Here is a 17,882-nt window from a genome sequence, read left to right on the forward strand (position 1 = left end):
AAAGTAGAATACAAAAATTTATTTTTTAAGTAAATACTTAGTTAAGAAATTTAAATTATAACCTTTTAATTTATTCGATAATGAAAGTAGATAACCCAGCTGATTTACAAAATTCTGACAAGGTAATAACAGAAGTACCTACTCAGCAAACAGACCTTACCGCTGAATTTGACTATCTCATTGAAAAGATAGAAGCAGCAAATTTTAGAAACGATCCTTTCCGATTTATTCAGATTGAGAACTTTTTGTCAGACGCACACTTTAATGAAGTAATTACGGCCACTGAAATTAACAGACCCCCAGCCACAAGTACAGAAAATCTAATTGAAGATCTTCAACAGAACGGATATCAGGTACAGGTTTTTCCCGGATGCACCACATCTATAAAAAAATATTTAAAGGCTTACAATGCCGAAGAGTGGCCGGTGGATAAAGAATTATTAGAAGGGTTTGGATTGGTTTTTAGACTGAAGCATTACAGTACTCCCCTACTAAAACGCCTGGTAGAATTTTTAAACACCCCTAAATTTAAAGCTGCCCTGGAGAAAAAGTTTGGAATTAAGGAACCCAACCATATAGAAACTGCTTTCCAGAAGTACCTACATGCCTATGAAATTAGTCCGCATCCGGATAGCAGAAGAAAGGCTGTGACCTATATGCTTAATCTAAACACGCACAAAGATTCTGAAAAAATGGATATCCACACCCATTTGTTAAAATTCAAGCCTGAACGTGTCTATATTCGTGATTTTTGGAAGAACAACAAGGATATAGAACGTTGTTGGGTACCATGGCACTGGTGTGAGAGCATCTTCGAGACTCGTCCTAACAACAGCATCTCATTATTTGCTCCGTCAAACGATACACTGCATGCCGTAAAACTGAACTACGATCATTTACAGTATCAAAGAACCCAGTTGTACGGAAATTTGTGGTACAATGGTGGTAAACCTCCGTATTTTCCTTCCTACAAAGACATTGCTGACAACCCTGTAGATATTGAAGGGATAAAGAAAAGAAGTGGTATGCAAAAAATACAGCGGAAATTAGATTCCATGGTTCCCACAAGCATAAAATACAGGCTTATCAAGTTGATGGGGAAATAGGAATTGCAAGGTTAGAAACAGAAAATGGAACTATAAAAAAGGATGGTAGCCCAAAGGCAAGATATAAGATGTAAGGCACCAGGGTTAAACCGAGTTAAAAGTAAAGGAAATTTGTTGATTGTATTCTGGCCACAATTAATGCCTACTCTTAAACTTTTATACCTATTTGGTAAAACTTCGTTTTACTTTATGTATACTTCCTCCATGGGAGTTGAATATTTTATTACCTTAGCCGGAACACCCACTACAACGGCATTTTCTGGTACATCCGTGATCACAGCCGCGCCTGCTCCTATAATACTGTTTTTTCCAATGGTTTTCACTCCTGTCATAAGGGTACTTCCTATACCTACTAATGTATTCTCAAATACTTTTATACCTGCACCTACATTAGCACCAGACGAAATAAATACCCCTTGGTGTAAAATAGTATGATGGGCTACCTTACATCCTGTGCTGATAATGCAAAAATCATGTATTACAACGTGTGGCATAAGGACAGAACCAGGAAGAATATAAACTCCCTTCCCAAGTATGGTATCCTTTGTTAATAATACCGAATCATGTATAAAATTTGGAGTATTATAACCTGCGACAGATAATTCTGATAAATACGCGTTTCTAATCTTATTATTTCCAATGGAGCATATGACATGGTCAATTTTGCGCTTGTATTCGTCTTTGAACAAATCCTTGTAGTTTCCAAGGATTGAAACGCCATTTATTTTTTGCCCTTTCAATTTTGGAATGTCATCAACAAATCCTAACACCTTATGACCCGCTTCTGTTAAATAGGTCAGAAGTGTCTCACCATAAGTACCTGCTCCTACAATGACTAGATTTCTTAGTTTCATATTTTGATTATTGTTATTATCCTAATGCATGTAGCAAGTAAACTGATTATTAATTTAATATACCCTTCAAAATATACAAGTCGTCTTTAAATCCTCTCAAAATTAATAACCAACATCCTAGCTTTAGTGCGTTTACATATGTTTGTGCTGTTTCTTTCTCAAGCCCCAAGCCTCTTAAAATTGCATAAGGAGCAGTAGATAAGGCTCCCAGAACTTTTCCGTCCATATCCCTAAGAAACATCGAAGTCAGAGAACCGATAATAAAAATAGTACCGATTTGGGAATTAAAAAAAAATCCATGTTCCATCGAAGTACCCAATAATTGTTCTCTATACGCTTTCAATAATTTTTGAGTAGTATCCTTATTAATCTCTGTTGGTACTCTACAGAGTACCGATAACTGTGTTGAGGAGTCAATGTTCTGTTTTATAGTATTTATGGCTTTCTTTATGTTACATAAATCCTGATATGCTTTTACGTAAAAGGCTTTCTCTTCCCAACCAGAAACTTTTGCATTCATCATCAAATTTTAAATGTCCTTACTTACACCTATAAAAATATCATTAATAAATATTAAAATGAATGACCAAAATCATTCGTCGTATTTTTTTATGTTTATTAAATCATGTTGAACAAAAAGGTGTAAAAAAGTAAATCTTTAATCGAATAAGCCAAATCGACCTAAGTTTGAAGTATGAAGCTAAATCCCGTTCTACAGCAAGATAAATTTAACTTACTATTTTAAATACGCCCGCCAGGCATTTCAAAATACAGTCTTATTTAATTAAAATTTGCAATTCTTCTAAGTCTGTTTTTATCTAATAAAATAAGTTTTCTTCCGGTTCCCATAGAGATCAAACCTTCGTCTTTAAATTTTGACAACATTCTGATTGCGGTCTCTGTTGCTGTGCCTATGATCCCTGCAAAGTCTTCTCTGGGGATATCGATTCCTGAATTAATTTTATTTTTAACGATGACTTTACCATGCAATTCTAATAAAACTTTTGCTACTCTTTGCCTTACAGGTGCAAAAGCCATATGCATCATTTGATCACGCATATCGATCAAGTCATGTGAAATCATATCAATAAATTTGTTGGCCACAACCCTATTACCATATATAAGTTTCATAAAATCTTCTTTTGGGATTTCACAAACTTCTGCATCTTCGATTACGGTCGCTGATTCGATATTAGTACCTTCTTTAAAAAGCAAAGATAATTGACCTATAAAATCACCAGGACCGTAGATACCCGTAATGAATTCTTTTCCTGCAGCAGTGATTTTATAAGTTTTTATTACTCCGCTTTGTATGAAACATAATTTGTGTGCATTGCATCCTTCTATAAAAATATCATTCTTTTTTTTGTAGGTTTTCAATTGATATTTTCGGGTAAATCCTTCGAGGTCCATATATTCTGATGCTTCTTCAATAAAATCATGAATGCCCGCTATACTTTTAGAATATTTTCTTTTTAAAAAGTGGTTTTTTTTTAGACGGCTTTCTATGGCTTCTAGTAGCTCATGTTCTTCAAAAGGTTTGACCAAGTAATCATCGGCACCAAGGTTCATTCCCTTACGAATATCTACTTTTTCAGATTTGGCAGTTAAAAAAATAAAGGGGATCGTGGCTGTTTTTGGGCTCTTGTTTAGTATTTGTAATACTTCATATCCATCTAACTCTGGCATCATAATGTCACAAATGATAAGATCGGGTATGTATTTTTGTGCCTTTTTAACACCCAGCCGGCCATCTTTGGCTGGTATTACTTCATAATCAGACAGCTCCAGAATATCTGCTGTAGTTTCTCTCACATCTACATTGTCTTCAATCAATAAGATTTTTTTCATTTTGTTTTGGTTTTAGAGGTAATTTAATAAAGAAAGTAGTCCCTTCTTTTGGATTGCTTTTAAAACTAATAGTTCCATCCATTAGTTCTATATATTGTTTCACGATATATAATCCAAGGCCAGTGCCTTGTATATTAATAGCGTTTTTTGCTCGAAAAAATCGTTGAAATATATCCTTCTGTTCTTCAACAGGTATACCAATTCCCTGGTCTTTGATTTGAACAGATATCCATTTTTCTTCTTGAGTGATGCTTATGGTAATTTTAGCATTTACAGGCGAATATTTGATAGCATTGCTTAGTAAATTAGACAGAACATGCCTTAGTAGTTTCGAATCAAGATATACTTCAATAAAAGGAGTTTTATTGATGATTTTAATAGTTTGCCCTTCTTTTTTATTAGGCTCCATCTCTTCGATTAGGGACTTTGAAAATTGGATCAAATCGAAGTATTTAGACTGTAGAGATAATTTTCCCTCTTCAAGTTTGCTCAATGAAAGAAAATCATTAAGGACGCTCACGAGGTTTTTTACATTTGACTTGATTTTGAACAGGTATTTTTCTCTTTTTTGTACTTTCCTGGTAGCGTTTAACTTTTTAATCAGATTCGTGGATGAAAGAATTGCACTTAATGGTGTTCTGAATTCATGAGAAGCTAAAGAGATAAAACGAGATTTTAGTTCGTTTAATTTCTGCTCTTTTTCTAATGTTTGGAGGATTTTTTGTTCTGCCAGTTTACGTTGTGAGATGTTATAATATACTAGTAAAGCCTGTTTGTTGTTTACATTATTACTGAAAAGTGGTGTTGTATTTACTGCGTAAGTGTTGTTTTTATATTCTGTTTCAAAAGCAAGATGCTCTCCATCAAACGTTTTTTGCAGATCTTTTTTTATTCTTGTTTTCCTGGCTTCAGAAAACGCGTGGATGTTGTCGATAAGTATACCTCTATGAATTAGATCCCTAAGTGCTAATTTGTCTAATTCTTGACCTTCGATATACTCAACTCTAAAAGTATTATTAACCACTACAATGATGCCATTTGGAAAGTTTTCTGCTATTGCAGAAAACATTACTTGATTTTCTTGAGCAATTGTTTCTGCAGCTTTAGTAACTTGTATCTGATCTTCTAGATTGATATTAGTTTCTACGAGTTTTTGTACCGTTGTCATTAATTCGTCGGTATGTTCTTTTACTTCTTCTTTTAATCTTTGATTATATCCTTTAAGTTCTTTTTGATTTTGCAGTAGTGTGATATGGATATTATTTTGTTCTATGGCCATACCTGCTAATAAGTTTAGATCTTCAATTACCTCTTTTTCGAATTCTGTAAGCTTTCTATTTTTATGAGAATATAGGGTTAGTGTACCTAAAACCTCTTGAGTAGAAGAGAGAATTGGAAATGACCAGGCGGTATTAACATTATTTTCTGATAATAAAGCTTTATGATTTTTCCATAATGGCTCTTTGGTAATATCACTAACTAAAATTTCTTTTTTTTCATGTGCGGCACAGCTACAAGAACATATTTCTGGAATAATGGTTATTCCTTCAAGTACTTGCTGAAAGTCATAGGAAAGTTTGGGGCTGGATAAGTTATATAAGGTGCCTACTTCTTGATCCAATTTTAAAATAGATGATTTGCAGTCAAGGATGTATAGTTCTAAGGTTTCTGTGATTCTTTTTACGATAATATCTAACGATTGGTGTTGGGTAATCAGTTTCAGTATTTTTCTGAGATGCTTTTTAAGGAATTCTTCTTTTTTATGGTTTGTGATATTAGCGATAAAAATTGTAAATATTTGGTTATTACAATGTTTCGAGACTCTTACTTTCAACTTTACAAATATTTGAGAGCCATCTTTTTTTAAACCCAATAACGCTTGATCCTGAACCATTGATACATTATTGATGTCGTTCTTTAAAAGTAGTTTTAACTTTTTTATTGATTTTTGAGAAAAAATTATTTCTAGCTTTCGACCTATTAACTTTCCAGAGTTATAACCAAACATTTTGTCAATAGCTGGATTAGCCGCTGTAATAATTCCTGTTTCACTACAAATCAGAATTCCTTCACTTGAGAATCTAAAAATACTTTGAAAAATTTTTTTATGTTGTATCACATTCTCCATATCATTAAATTCCATTTGTACCAATGTGCTAATACGGCTGCAATTACTTATACTTCCAGGAAGTTATATTGTACTTAAGGGCAGTCTTTAACAAGAAACTATTTCTTGCCAAACGTCTAACATATTTGTGCGCTGGTTTTCTCAAATATATACATGTTCGGGATGCATAAATATGATATAGATCATACTCTCAGGTGTAGATTGGAACATGAAGTCTATCACACTTCTTTTGCTTTTAGTATTTTATTCCTATACAGGTATGGTAAAGTAGTTTTTTTACACCCATAATCTACATTAAGCATTACTAATAAGCTACACAGTAATTTTTAGTTACATATAACTTTACTTTTTACATCATTCGACCAGAGTTACTAAAAATATCTCGGACAAATAATTATTACAATGACTATGGTCATCATGTATTACTTTTAGACTTAATTCAATTGTCCCGTTCAATTTGTGGTCAAAAGTGGTTCGAGTAATTCGAAGAACTGATCTAATTGAGGTAATATGATGATTTCTGTTCTTCTATTAATGGCTCGCCTTTCTATCTTTTTGTTGGTTGATTTAGAAATATATTACGAACGGCCGCCTGCAGTCATTCGTTCTGGTTCTACCTCAAATTTTGTTTGCATACGTCGTACTATGGATGTTGCCCTTTTAACACTCAAATCTCAATTATCTAGCATACATTTTGTGGCAATAGGTAAGTTGTCGGTATGCCCTTCTACTTAAATGTCTAATTCTTTATGATCATTCACAATCTATACTATTTTACCAATGACTTCTTGTGCCCGACTACTAATTTTATAACTCCCGGATCTAAACGGCATACGATCAGATATTGAGATATATACCACTCCTTTTTTGACCTCGATGCTTATATCTTCATCCTCAAAGACAGTATTTGTACTTTTAAAATACGCTATTCTTTGTTCTAACGCTTTATATTATTCCTTGCATTATCCAGATTTGTTTCTGTTATAAGAAACTTATCTTAATTCGATTTTAGATCATTCTCACATCGCGGTGCATTATTCTCTAACTCTACATATTTTTTTGGCTAACACAGGACCCAAGTAATAATATCGTATAAGTTACCAATATAATTCTGAAAGTTTTTATTTTTTGTTTTTTAATTTATAGAATGTTTTGAGATTAAATCTGTTTTGATGTGGTTTTGGCAGAATAATTTCTCATTCTTGCAATCAAAATTTAAATGGTATTGTTTATATTTTTTACTGTATTTTTTTTCTGCCCAATTCTTTTAGCCTTCGGAAATGAGAAGCAAGAGCATGAAAAACTGTAGGTTTTAGGTTATAATTAAATCCATATTCCTTTGCTGTTCCCTGTATAATTGGAGCAATTGCAGAGTAATGTATATGACATATATTTTGAAACAAATGGTGCTCGATCTGAAAGTCCAGTCCACCTATATACCAGCTAAATAGTCCATTCTTTCTTCCAAAATCGGATGTTGCTCTTAGTTGATGGACCACCCAATCATTTCTAATGACATTGTTTTCATCTGGCAATGGCTGGTATGCACCTTCTACTACATGCGCCATTTGAAATACGGTACTCATTATTATACCTGCAGTTGTATGTAAAATAACAAAACCAATTAATATTTGCCAAAAGGTAAAATTGGTAAGCAGTAGTGGCAGGCCGATAATTAGAGCCATATAAATAACCTTTGTAATGATAAGCTTAACTAATTCTAATGAAGGATTAGCATTCTGTTTTTTGGTTATTCCTTTTCTGTTATATTCTAATAAAACCGATATCTCACCAAATAATCTTACAAATGTCATAAGCCCATAAAGTGGAAATGCATACAAATGCTGATAACGATGGTAATTTTTAAGTGGAGCATGCTCGCATAAACGTATCACACTAATTGTTGAAATATCAGTATCATAGTTGAATATATTTGTAAAGCTATGGTGATTCATATTGTGCTGTATCTTCCAGTTTGTAGTATTACTGCCTAAAAGAAACATGGTAGAAGCCATAAGTTTATTTACCCATGTTTTTGAAGAATAAGATCCGTGTGCTCCATCATGCATAACCGACATACCGATTCCAGCCTCACCAATACCCATAAGAACAGCCATGACCAATGCCACCAATGAAGACAATGGTACCGTAAGCAATATTATGAAAGGTATTAGGTAAACTCCTAACATAATAACAGTTTTTAGGTACATCTTGAAGTTTCCATAGGTAGAAATATTATTATCTTTAAAATAGGAGCGTACACGCTTCCTAACTTCACGTGCAAATTTTTGCTCATTATTGTTATCGCTGCGGAACTTAATACTTTCCATAATAATAACACTTTAAAAAAAAAATTACCATTAAATCCTTAAAAGTTAATGTGATAAAAGTACAACTGAGGATAGAAAGACAAAATGAGAATGGTCAGTTTGGGGTTATTTAAAAATAATAACTTCAAGACATGATCTTAATGAAAATTTATGAACACTGATTTGTTTTTTGACTTAAATAAATAAAGGATGTTTTTTAAAATTGATAATAGGTTATAGTTATGTTTTGGATTTCACATAAGCAATTACTGCATTAAGGGTCGTAATTTTACCATAATCTTCCTCTGGAGTTTTAATTTCGAGTTCTTCGTCAAGACCCACTATAAATTGAAGAAAGTCAAAAGAGTCAATCCCAAAAACTTCTCTTATGTTATCATCCATTTCTAATGTTGACGGATCAATATCTGGTGCTATCTTTTGCAATAACTGCAAAACAATTGTTTTTATATCCCGCTTATTCATAACGTTTCAGGTTGCTGGAGGTTCTTTTTTAATACGTTTAGAAATCTTCCTCCCAAATAACCATCAATAGCTCTATGATCTGCTGCAAGCGTTGCATGAAGCACTGGGCAAATACTTATTGTGTTATTTTCTACCCAGACCTCATCTGTAACACTGCCAAATCCTACAATGGCTACCTGCGGAGGATAAATCACTCCAAAAACTTTATCTACATTACCTTCCCCAATATTTGTAAGGGTAATGGTGGATTCACTTAATTCTGAACTTCTTAATTTCAGAGCTCTCGCACGTGGGATCAAATCATTTAAAAGTTTCATCAATTCAGGTAACGATTTTTTATCAGCATCCAGTATTGCAGGAATCACAACACCTCCTTTTCGAAGAGAAACTGCAAATCCAATATTTATAGCTTCTTTTAATTGTAAACTATCTTCCCAATATGCATTGACTTCAGGTACTTCTTTTATTGCTTTAGCCATAGCTTTGATTATCACCACGACAGATAGCAATCTATCTCTAAGCGGAAGTTGCTTGTTGGTTTCTTTCAACCAGTTCATTGCTTTGGACATATTAATTCTTGTCTCTAGATAAAAATGAGGGATCTCTTTATTTGACCTGCTCATAGCAGAGGCAATAGCTGCTCGTACACCTTGTATATCGATGTCTCTTTTATCCTCTAAAATTTCAACCTGTGGCTCTATTTTCTTTTTACCAGCAAGTTCTATATCCTTTTTGGTAATACTACCTTCGGGGCCAGTCCCTTGTATGATCGAAAAATCTATTTCTTTTTCTTTAGCGATTTTTCTGGCCAAGGGTGAAATCTTGATCCTGTCTGGTGATCTAATTAGAGATTTTTTTAAGGCTTCCTTTTTTACAGGCACTTTTTCTTCCAAAGGGATAATGGTAGCAATAATTGTCCCTACAGGCACTTTCATGCCCTCTTTGATGATAAGTCTATCGATAGTTCCTTCTTCAAAAACCTCTATCTCGATCAGTCCTTTTTGGGTATCAACCTCGGCAATAATATCACCTCGTTTTACTACGTCTCCCGAACTCACTCTCCATTCGATAAGTGTGCCATCTTCCATATCTGCACCAAGGCTTGGCATCTTAAATTCGATCATATTCTACCATTTTTAAAACTGATTTGATGATATCTTCTTTTTGCGGAATCGAAGCATCTTCGAGATGCTTGGGATAAGGAATAGGCACTTCCACACCACATAATCTTTGTACCGGTTCGTCTAGATCATAGAAGGCTTCTTCCATGATTCTAGAAGCGATTTCAGAGGATATGCTAACAGATCTCCAGGCTTCTTCTACAATTAAAACTCGATGGGTTTTGGTTACAGAATTCATAATGGTTTCGTTATCCATAGGATTTAATATACGAAGATCTACGACTTCCACGTCAATTCCTGATTCGGCTAATTCTTCAGCTGCTTCTAATGATTTGTACACTCCGGGACCATAAGTAATGATTGACAGATCTTTTCCCTCTCTTCGTACTTTGGCTTTTTCAATATCCACAGCACCTGCATTTATAGGGATTTCTGATTCCATATTTAATAAAGAAGTGTATTCAAACAGAATCACGGGATCTGCGCTCTCTAGTGCTGTCAAAAGCATTCCTCTTGCATCCTCGTGAGTTCCTACAGAGACCACTTTTAATCCGGGAATATGCGCATAGAAAGGTTCCCAACTATGCGAATGTTGTGCTGCAAGTTGTTGGCCAATTCCCGAGTTCATTCGGATCACGACAGGCACATTGATCTGGCCACCAGACATATGCAATAAGGTAGAAGCATTATTAACGATCTGATCAAAAGCCAGCAGGCTAAAGTTAACTGTCATCACTTCTACTATCGGACGCATACCACCCAAAGCCGCACCGATACCTGCGCCAACAAAACCTGATTCTGATAGCGGAACGTCCATGATGCGGTCTTCTCCAAATTCTTCAAGAAATCCTTTACTCACTGCAAAAGCACCACCATAACGTCCAACATCCTCACCCATTAAAAATGTTTTGTCGTTATTGATCAAAGCCTCTCGAAGCCCTTGTTTCAAAGCTTCTCTATACGTGATTTTTACTGTTCCGGTCTCATTCATGACTATCTACTATACACAAATTTTGTTAATTCCTCTATCGGCTCCCAGGTTCCCGCCTCTGCAAAATCAACTGCTTTTTGTATCTCGATTTTAACCCTTTCTTCAATAGCATCAATATCATTTTGAGAAATTAGGTCTTCTTTTAAAAGCTGATTGGCCAATGTAGGAATGGGATCACGTTCTTTCCAGGTATTAACTTCCTTTTTATCACGATATAGTTGAGGGTCAAACATCGAATGCGCTCTAAAACGATAGGTATTACATACCAGAAAATAAGGTTTGCCAGTGGATTTAATATACCCTATAGCCTTTTCTACAGCTTTTTTCACTTCCAATACATCCATCCCATTGACCGCAGCAGATTCAATACCATATGCGGCACCTTTCTTTTCTAATTCTTGAACTGAATGCGAAAATCTAAGCGCTGTTCCCATAGCATACAAATTATTTTCGCATAGAAAAAGAACGGGTACCTGCCATAGGGCTGCAAAATTCATAGCTTCGTGGAATTCTCCTTCGGCCACTGCCCCTTCTCCAAAAAAGCAACATGTGATCTTATTTTGCCGTTGTTTTTTTGATGCAAGTGCCATACCGACGGCCATAGGTAAATGCCCACCCACAATAGCGTTACCACCGTAAAATTTTTTTCCTACATCAAACAAATGCATTGATCCTCCGCGTCCCCTGCTACACCCTTCCTGTTTACCATACATCTCGGCCATAATACTTCCCGGATCAACTCCTCGTGCCAGGGCATGACCGTGTTCACGATAGGTACTTAGTATATTATCATCTTTAGTCAAAGCCTTCATAGCACCCACCGCAACTGCTTCTTCTCCAATGTATAGATGAAGAAAACCTCGTATTTTTTCCTTTGTGTACATTTCGGCAGATTTCTCTTCAAACCTTCTGATCAGGACCATCTGATATAGCAGTTCCAGACCGAGTTCCCGATCAACTACCTGTTGCGCTTTCGTTTGTTCCTTTTTCATATCATTCTAGTGTTGATGTGTCTCCTTCTGGTAATCCTAACTCTCTTGCTTTTAACAGTCTTCTTAAGATCTTACCGCTTTTTGTTTTTGGTAAACTTTCTATAAATGCTATTTCTTTAGGCGCTACTGCCGGTCCCAATTTTTTTCTTAAAAAACCTTTAATATCCAACCGGGCTTGTTCATTTGCTTCAACTCCTGGTTTTAAAACGATGAATGCTTTAACCAATTCACCTATAATGGGATCTGGCTTTCCAATAATAGCGGCTTCAGCAACTGCCAGATGCTCCATTAATGCACTTTCTACTTCAAAAGGACCTACCATGTGACCGGATGTTTTAATAATATCATCTGCCCTGCCAACAAACCAAAAATAACCATCTGCATCTTTTCTTGCCAAATCTCCTGTTATATACCATTCTCCTTTAAAACATTTTTGATAGCGTTCTTCTTCATCCAGGTATGTCCTGAACATGGATGGCCATCCGGATCTTAGCAACAGATGCCCCTGTTCTCCTGGTTTGGTTAAGAGACGTATTTTTTCTCCTTCAATTTCTCCAATGGCAGCTTCAATCCCGGGCAACGGCTTACCCATAGATCCTGGTTTCACTTTTATAGAAACATAGTTAGAAATCATAATCCCTCCTGTTTCAGTTTGCCACCAATTATCACAAATCGGTATTTTAAAAGTATTTTGACCCCAAATTACTTCTTTTGGTTGCAAAGGCTCACCAACACTATGAATCACACGCAAGCGAGACAAATCATATTTTTCCAGAGGATTGAAATCTATTCGCATTAATCTACGAATGGCCGTTGGAGCCGTATACCAAACATTAACACTATGTTCCTCCAAAATAGAATACCATCTTTTTGCATTAAATTCTTCTTCATCGATAATATTAGTAACGCCATTTACCAAAGGAGCGATGATCCCATACGAAGTCCCTGTTACCCATCCCGGATCTGCCGTACACCAAAAAATATCTCCCGGATGAAGATCCAGTACATATTTGCCGGTCACGTAATGAGTAAGGACCGCCTTGTGCACATGTAATGCTCCTTTGGGCATACCTGTGGTGCCGCTGGTAAAATGTAATAGTGCTGGATCTTCAGGTTTTGTATTTTTAATCACATAATCATCTGAAACTTCACCCATGAGTTTAGATAGAGATAAAGCTATCTTGTCAATATCTTGTTCAACATCTGTCAATAAGATATACTGAAGCAATGGGAGCCGATTTAACAAGGATTTGATTTTTTTCTCGTATAATTTTTTGGTTGTTACTAATACTTTAGCTTTTCCTTTGTTTAAACGCTGAAAGCAAGGTTCCGGCCCGAACACAGAAAACATAGGACAGAATATAGCTCTGCTCTTGAGGGTTCCTAAAGCCGAAAAATATAGTGCAGGAATTCTTCCTGTTAATGAAAAAACCGTATCCCCCTTTTTTACTCCTAATTTTTCCAGGACATTCGCAAATCGTGAAGTCTGCACCTTTAGATCAGTATAGGTAAAATCTTTAAATGAGCTGTCTTTTTGGATCCACCTTAAAGCAACTATATTTCTAAGATGGCCATTGGCATGTCTGTCGACCGTTTCATGAGCGATATTAATCCCTCCCCCAGGGAGTCCTTCAAAGTTATCATATTCATTCTCCCAACTAAACTGACTACAAAAAGAATCGTACTCAAGCATATTGGGTGTATTCTGAAGTGATTTATATACATTGTCTCCCATGAATATTTATACATAAGATTGTTATATCCACTAATGTAATCTACAATTATGAGTTTAATAATGATATTTATCATCGAAATCGTAAAAAATGTGAATGACTGTTGACTTAATAATAGACTTCAAGTTAGGATATATACTATCAAAAAACTTCCTAAAAAAAATTAAAAATTAGTTATTAAGCTGACTTTGGTCATTTTGTTTCTCTTAAGGTATGTATACCTTAGTAAAAATAGAGTTATGTACGTATCAGAAAATCATCCACTACCCAAAGAGAACTTTGAAGCCCTAGCAGATACACATGGTTTACATTGTGTATCTATATACCTGCCTATGCATAAAACAGGTAAAGAACAAAATGAACATTTGGCGCAAGCTAATTTGAAACGTTCTATAAAAGATGTACATCAAGCCCTGGCAGCATATCAAATGCACGAAAGCGAAATAAAAAAATATCTGAAACCTATTGAAGAGCTCATAACCAATACGAAGTTATGGAGAAATCCTTCGGATGGATTGGCGATATTTTTAGGCACAAGAGGATTAAGCTATTATACTTTACCAATAGTATTTGAGACCACAACTTATGTATCAGATCATTTTTATCTAAAACCATTACTACCTTTATATTATGGAGATGGATTGTACTATGTCTTAGAGCTAAGTCAGGACTATATAAAACTTTATGAAGCCTCCAGATATAATTTTAAAGATCTCTTTATTGAAGATTTTGTACCAGATCAATTAGAAAAAGTGGTTGGGTTCGATTATAAACCCAAAATGCTACAATTTAGAAGTGGTCAAGCCACTCATGGCGGATCTTTTCATGGTCATGGTGAGGGAAAAGATGATACTATAAAAGAACTCCAGACTTTTTTTAGAACTATTGATAAAGGAATCCATAAGGTTCTTAGTAATCGGCAAGCTCCATTGGTTTTAGCTTGCGTGGACTCTTTATACCCGGTTTATAAAGAAGTAAATTCACATCCCAACCTTTATGATAAAAATATTAGTGGGGATCCTGAGTTTAGAAATAAAATAAAATTGCATGAACAATCCTGGAAAGTAATACAAGAATATTTCGAAATGTCTAAAAAGAAAAAAATAACTCGGTTTACAGAACTCTATAATACTCCCAAAACGGCTTATGAGATTTCAGACATTGTACCTGCCGCTTTACAAGGCAAAATAGATACGCTATTTATTCAAAACGGTGTTGATATTTTTGGTCGCTATAATAAAGAAAATATGAAACTAACTGTTCATGACAAAAACAAAATTGGTGATGCCTCTTTGATTAATCTAACTGCTCTACAGACCTTTATAAAAGGAGGGGAAATATATTTCTTAGGATCTGATGAAATGCCAATAAAAAATAGTCCAATGAATGCATTATTTAGATACTGATTTTCTGAATAATATATTTGTTGGTAATGTTAGAAATGATCAAAATACATTCATATAACAGGTAGTATGAGGCAGATATAACGTTATTGCAGATATAACGTTATTTTAGTATTAAAATTTATGTTCTTTAAAAATAATCTCTGATCTTACATAGTGATTTCAAAAACAAAAAAATGGATATTGTTGCAGGAATTGACATTGGTGGTACAAAAACCAAAATAGGTTTAGTAGACAACAAAGGAAATAATCTTATCCAAACAAACTTCCTTACCAAAGATTATATTGATCTTGATGACTTTTTAGAAAAAATCACCACTTCGATTGAAGAATTAAATAATCAACTTCCCCAACCAGCAACGCTTTTAGGAATCGGAGTCGGAGCTCCCAACGCTTCGAGCAGAAGAGGAACCATAGAACACGCTCCTAACCTGGTTTGGAAAGGTGTTGTCCCCTTTCTCGATAAATTAAAATCAAAAACTAACCTTCCTTCAAAAATAATGAATGATGCCAGTGCTGCAGCCTTAGGTGAAATGCTATTTGGAAATGCCAAAGACATGAAAGATTTTATAGTCATTACATTGGGGACAGGATTTGGTAGTGGTATCGTTGCTAACGGTCAATTAATTGATGGATATGATGGATTCGCAGGAGAATTAGGGCATATTGATTTAACTCTTGGGGATGGTAGACTAACCGGATTAGGAGTTAGAGGCGGTTTAGAGGCGTATGTGTCGTCAACAGGGTTAAAAAGAACCATATTATATATGCTTTGCAAGTATATGGAGGATAGTAGGTTTAGAGACATAGCTTATCATGATCTTCACGGAGAAGATATTACCAAAGCAGCAGAAGAAGGTGATCCTATTGCCTTAAAAGCATTTGACTATACCGCCAAAATATTAGGTTTTGCCTTGGCTAATTTTACTGCATTTACACAACCCGAAGCTTTTTTCCTTATGGGTGGTTTAGCAAATAGTGGGCATTGGATTTTTGAGCCAACACAAAAATATATGGAAAAAAATTTGTTAGAAATCTATAAGAAAAAAGTAAAACTATTGCCATCTGGGATGAAAGAAAAAAATGCTGCAATTTTAGGTGCTGCAGCGTTGATTTGGAAAGATTTTAAAAATGATGTTTGATAATTTAAAAAATAACTTAGCTTTTTATCAAAAGCTGGCACATTTATTTTATGCCATTGCCATGGCAGATAAGAAAATGGTGATAGAAGAAAAAAAGAAAATCGTTCTGTTTGTAAAAAAATATTGGTCTACAAATTTAGAAAACAGCCATACAGAAGAAATTATATATGAAACTCTAAGAAGTTTAATTAAAAACAAAACTACCGCTGATGAAGCTTTTAATACTTTCAAAACTTATTGTATTGAAAATAAGGATCTCTTTACTGATGAAATGGTAAAGAAAATCATCGAAACTAGTGATGCAATAGCTATAGCATTTGGAAGAGGAAGAAATAAATCAGAACTGATCCTGTTGACAAAGCTTACTACTTTATTTCAAAAATAATTAGCGATTGACAAATGTAAGAATAGTAAACACTAATATACTACAAAGATCACTGAGCGTAGGAAATACTAATAATTCTATGATTAATTTTTCAACTAAAACACAGGAAATAATTTGTTGAAAATGTTCATTGTTTATAAACTACAAGGAAGGATTAAAAAATTAATTTATGAATAAGCATTATAAAATTATTATAGCTGGTGCTGGCGGAATAGCTGAGGCTGTTGGGCTCATTCTTGCTGAATGGTGTGAGGTCTCACCTACCCTTTTTATAGGAAACAGGACTATTTCCAAAGCACAAAAGATAGCAAAATGGATAAAAGAAGGTACTACCCAACCTTGTACCATAAATACGTTTCATCTGGATACTGAAGATATTTCTGCAGAAATGGAAGATATATTTCATCAAGCAGACATACTTCTGGATTGTCTCCCCGGGACATTAGCACCAAAAATCGCAGCATTTGCTAAAGATTATAATATGCACTACGCAAACCTTACTGAATATGTAGACGAGACTAATAAAATTATTTCCTTGGCAAAGGATGCTAAAACCGGGTTTATTCTTCAAACAGGTCTTGCTCCTGGGTATATTAACATACTCGCCAATAAACTTTTTAAAGACTTTTGTAATGATTTTGAAGTAAATAAAGTCAATTCCTTAGTATTTAAAGTAGGTGCCTTAACAAATCACGCCGTTGCTCCCCATTATTATGGTTTTACCTGGAGCCCTGTTGGAGTGGCTACCGAGTATATAAAAAATGCTGTTGTAGTTCGAGATTATAAAAGAACAATACTACCTTCATTGTCTGAAAAAGCCACTATTATTATTGATGGTATTGCTTACGAAGAAGACCTGACATCTGGTGGTGCGGCTGACCTACCTGATGTATTCGTTGGTAAAGTGCGTTCTCTGGACTATAAGACTTTACGACATCCTGGCCACTATGACTGGGTACAAAGGCAAATTAACCACAATGACAATACTAAGGATATCATCAGAGCTCTACAGCAGGAAATGGAAAAACAAATTCCACATATTGAAGATGATCAGATTATTCTATATGCTGCTGTCGAAGGTAAAGATTCAAAAGATGTTTTAAGACGAAGAGAAGTTTCAAAGAAGATATCGCCAAATAAAGTAGGCCAACACTATTTACGAGCAATTCAGATCACCACAGCTGTACCATTGATTCAATCTGCACAATTATTACTTGAAGAATCTTATACTGGTGTCATATTACAAAGCCAAATTGAGCCGGATAAGTTTTTAGAAGGAAGTTTCATTGTTCCCGTTTATGGGAAAATATAGTCATCCTTTAATAAATATGGTTAAATCTATCACAGTTCCCCTCACTGTTGACATAGATATCATAAAATAATC

Annotated in this window: 15 protein-coding genes; 5 read left to right on the top strand and 10 right to left on the bottom strand. The window is 34.8% G+C overall.

What is annotated here, in order from left to right:
- The first annotated feature begins 80 nt into the window (after positions 1–80).
- The gene (locus ACFSJT_RS02615) at positions 81–1,106 is read left to right on the top strand and encodes a hypothetical protein (RefSeq protein ID WP_378318639.1); all 1,026 of its coding nucleotides are present in this window, start codon (positions 81–83) and stop codon (positions 1,104–1,106) included.
- 182 nt (positions 1,107–1,288) lie between these two features.
- Here the strand turns inward: ACFSJT_RS02615 and ACFSJT_RS02620 are convergent, their stop codons facing one another.
- From ACFSJT_RS02620 to acsA, 10 genes are all read right to left on the bottom strand, one after another.
- A complete protein-coding gene (locus tag ACFSJT_RS02620) occupies positions 1,289–1,960 on the bottom strand; it encodes a NeuD/PglB/VioB family sugar acetyltransferase (RefSeq protein ID WP_378318640.1) in 672 nt (223 codons plus the stop codon).
- 49 nt (positions 1,961–2,009) lie between these two features.
- A complete protein-coding gene (locus ACFSJT_RS02625; protein ID WP_378318641.1) occupies positions 2,010–2,480 on the bottom strand; it encodes a hypothetical protein in 471 nt (156 codons plus the stop codon).
- 260 nt (positions 2,481–2,740) lie between these two features.
- On the bottom strand, positions 2,741–3,811 hold the full coding sequence (locus tag ACFSJT_RS02630) for a response regulator (protein ID WP_378318642.1): 1,071 nt from the start codon (positions 3,809–3,811) through the stop codon (positions 2,741–2,743).
- A complete protein-coding gene (locus ACFSJT_RS02635; protein WP_378318643.1) occupies positions 3,789–5,954 on the bottom strand; it encodes an ATP-binding protein in 2,166 nt (721 codons plus the stop codon). Before ACFSJT_RS02635 ends, ACFSJT_RS02630 begins: the two co-directional genes overlap by 23 nt.
- A 1,223-nt stretch (positions 5,955–7,177) precedes the next feature.
- Entirely contained in the window at positions 7,178–8,269 is a 1,092-nt protein-coding gene (locus ACFSJT_RS02640) for a fatty acid desaturase family protein (RefSeq protein WP_378318644.1), read from the bottom strand.
- A 219-nt stretch (positions 8,270–8,488) separates the two neighbouring features.
- A complete protein-coding gene (locus ACFSJT_RS02645; RefSeq protein WP_378318645.1) occupies positions 8,489–8,731 on the bottom strand; it encodes an acyl carrier protein in 243 nt (80 codons plus the stop codon).
- Positions 8,728–9,855: a dihydrolipoamide acetyltransferase family protein gene (locus ACFSJT_RS02650; RefSeq protein WP_378318646.1), complete on the bottom strand. Its 1,128-nt coding sequence runs from the start codon at positions 9,853–9,855 to the stop codon at positions 8,728–8,730. The genes ACFSJT_RS02645 and ACFSJT_RS02650 overlap by 4 nt, the downstream gene beginning before the upstream one ends.
- A complete protein-coding gene (locus ACFSJT_RS02655) occupies positions 9,842–10,843 on the bottom strand; it encodes an alpha-ketoacid dehydrogenase subunit beta (protein ID WP_378318647.1) in 1,002 nt (333 codons plus the stop codon). The genes ACFSJT_RS02650 and ACFSJT_RS02655 overlap by 14 nt, the downstream gene beginning before the upstream one ends.
- 2 nt (positions 10,844–10,845) lie before the next feature.
- Entirely contained in the window at positions 10,846–11,835 is a 990-nt protein-coding gene (gene pdhA / locus ACFSJT_RS02660) for a pyruvate dehydrogenase (acetyl-transferring) E1 component subunit alpha (RefSeq protein WP_378318648.1), read from the bottom strand.
- Between the two features lies 1 nt (position 11,836).
- Complete coding sequence (gene acsA, locus ACFSJT_RS02665) at positions 11,837–13,570, bottom strand: acetate--CoA ligase (RefSeq protein ID WP_378318649.1); 1,734 nt, start codon at positions 13,568–13,570, stop codon at positions 11,837–11,839.
- Between the two features lie 237 nt (positions 13,571–13,807).
- Here acsA and ACFSJT_RS02670 point away from each other — a divergent pair, with 237 nt between their 5' ends.
- The 4 genes from ACFSJT_RS02670 to ACFSJT_RS02685 all read left to right on the top strand — a co-directional run bounded on the left by ACFSJT_RS02670 (position 13,808) and on the right by ACFSJT_RS02685 (position 17,810).
- Entirely contained in the window at positions 13,808–14,974 is a 1,167-nt protein-coding gene (locus tag ACFSJT_RS02670) for a baeRF7 domain-containing protein (RefSeq protein WP_378318650.1), read from the top strand.
- 173 nt (positions 14,975–15,147) lie between these two features.
- On the top strand, positions 15,148–16,113 hold the full coding sequence (locus ACFSJT_RS02675; protein WP_378318651.1) for an ROK family protein: 966 nt from the start codon (positions 15,148–15,150) through the stop codon (positions 16,111–16,113).
- Positions 16,103–16,498: a hypothetical protein gene (locus ACFSJT_RS02680; RefSeq protein WP_378318652.1), complete on the top strand. Its 396-nt coding sequence runs from the start codon at positions 16,103–16,105 to the stop codon at positions 16,496–16,498. Before ACFSJT_RS02675 ends, ACFSJT_RS02680 begins: the two co-directional genes overlap by 11 nt.
- Positions 16,499–16,667: 169 nt before the next feature.
- Positions 16,668–17,810, top strand: coding sequence for a saccharopine dehydrogenase family protein (locus tag ACFSJT_RS02685; protein ID WP_378318653.1), 1,143 nt, complete (start codon positions 16,668–16,670; stop codon positions 17,808–17,810).
- The last annotated feature ends 72 nt before the right edge of the window (positions 17,811–17,882 follow it).

Source organism: Aquimarina celericrescens, assembly GCF_042682765.1.
In the GTDB taxonomy this organism is placed as follows: domain Bacteria; phylum Bacteroidota; class Bacteroidia; order Flavobacteriales; family Flavobacteriaceae; genus Aquimarina; species Aquimarina celericrescens.

What these genes read in the sequence shown, in the direction of transcription:
- ACFSJT_RS02615 (WP_378318639.1), top strand. Translation starts at nt 81, where the DNA reads ATGAAAGTAGATAACCCAGCTGATTTACAAAATTCTGACAAGGTAATA.
- ACFSJT_RS02620 (WP_378318640.1), bottom strand. Translation starts at nt 1,960, where the DNA reads ATGAAACTAAGAAATCTAGTCATTGTAGGAGCAGGTACTTATGGTGAG.
- ACFSJT_RS02625 (WP_378318641.1), bottom strand. Translation starts at nt 2,480, where the DNA reads ATGAATGCAAAAGTTTCTGGTTGGGAAGAGAAAGCCTTTTACGTAAAA.
- ACFSJT_RS02630 (WP_378318642.1), bottom strand. Translation starts at nt 3,811, where the DNA reads ATGAAAAAAATCTTATTGATTGAAGACAATGTAGATGTGAGAGAAACT.
- ACFSJT_RS02635 (WP_378318643.1), bottom strand. Translation starts at nt 5,954, where the DNA reads ATGGAATTTAATGATATGGAGAATGTGATACAACATAAAAAAATTTTT.
- ACFSJT_RS02640 (WP_378318644.1), bottom strand. Translation starts at nt 8,269, where the DNA reads ATGGAAAGTATTAAGTTCCGCAGCGATAACAATAATGAGCAAAAATTT.
- ACFSJT_RS02645 (WP_378318645.1), bottom strand. Translation starts at nt 8,731, where the DNA reads ATGAATAAGCGGGATATAAAAACAATTGTTTTGCAGTTATTGCAAAAG.
- ACFSJT_RS02650 (WP_378318646.1), bottom strand. Translation starts at nt 9,855, where the DNA reads ATGATCGAATTTAAGATGCCAAGCCTTGGTGCAGATATGGAAGATGGC.
- ACFSJT_RS02655 (WP_378318647.1), bottom strand. Translation starts at nt 10,843, where the DNA reads ATGAATGAGACCGGAACAGTAAAAATCACGTATAGAGAAGCTTTGAAA.
- pdhA (WP_378318648.1), bottom strand. Translation starts at nt 11,835, where the DNA reads ATGAAAAAGGAACAAACGAAAGCGCAACAGGTAGTTGATCGGGAACTC.
- acsA (WP_378318649.1), bottom strand. Translation starts at nt 13,570, where the DNA reads ATGGGAGACAATGTATATAAATCACTTCAGAATACACCCAATATGCTT.
- ACFSJT_RS02670 (WP_378318650.1), top strand. Translation starts at nt 13,808, where the DNA reads ATGTACGTATCAGAAAATCATCCACTACCCAAAGAGAACTTTGAAGCC.
- ACFSJT_RS02675 (WP_378318651.1), top strand. Translation starts at nt 15,148, where the DNA reads ATGGATATTGTTGCAGGAATTGACATTGGTGGTACAAAAACCAAAATA.
- ACFSJT_RS02680 (WP_378318652.1), top strand. Translation starts at nt 16,103, where the DNA reads ATGATGTTTGATAATTTAAAAAATAACTTAGCTTTTTATCAAAAGCTG.
- ACFSJT_RS02685 (WP_378318653.1), top strand. Translation starts at nt 16,668, where the DNA reads ATGAATAAGCATTATAAAATTATTATAGCTGGTGCTGGCGGAATAGCT.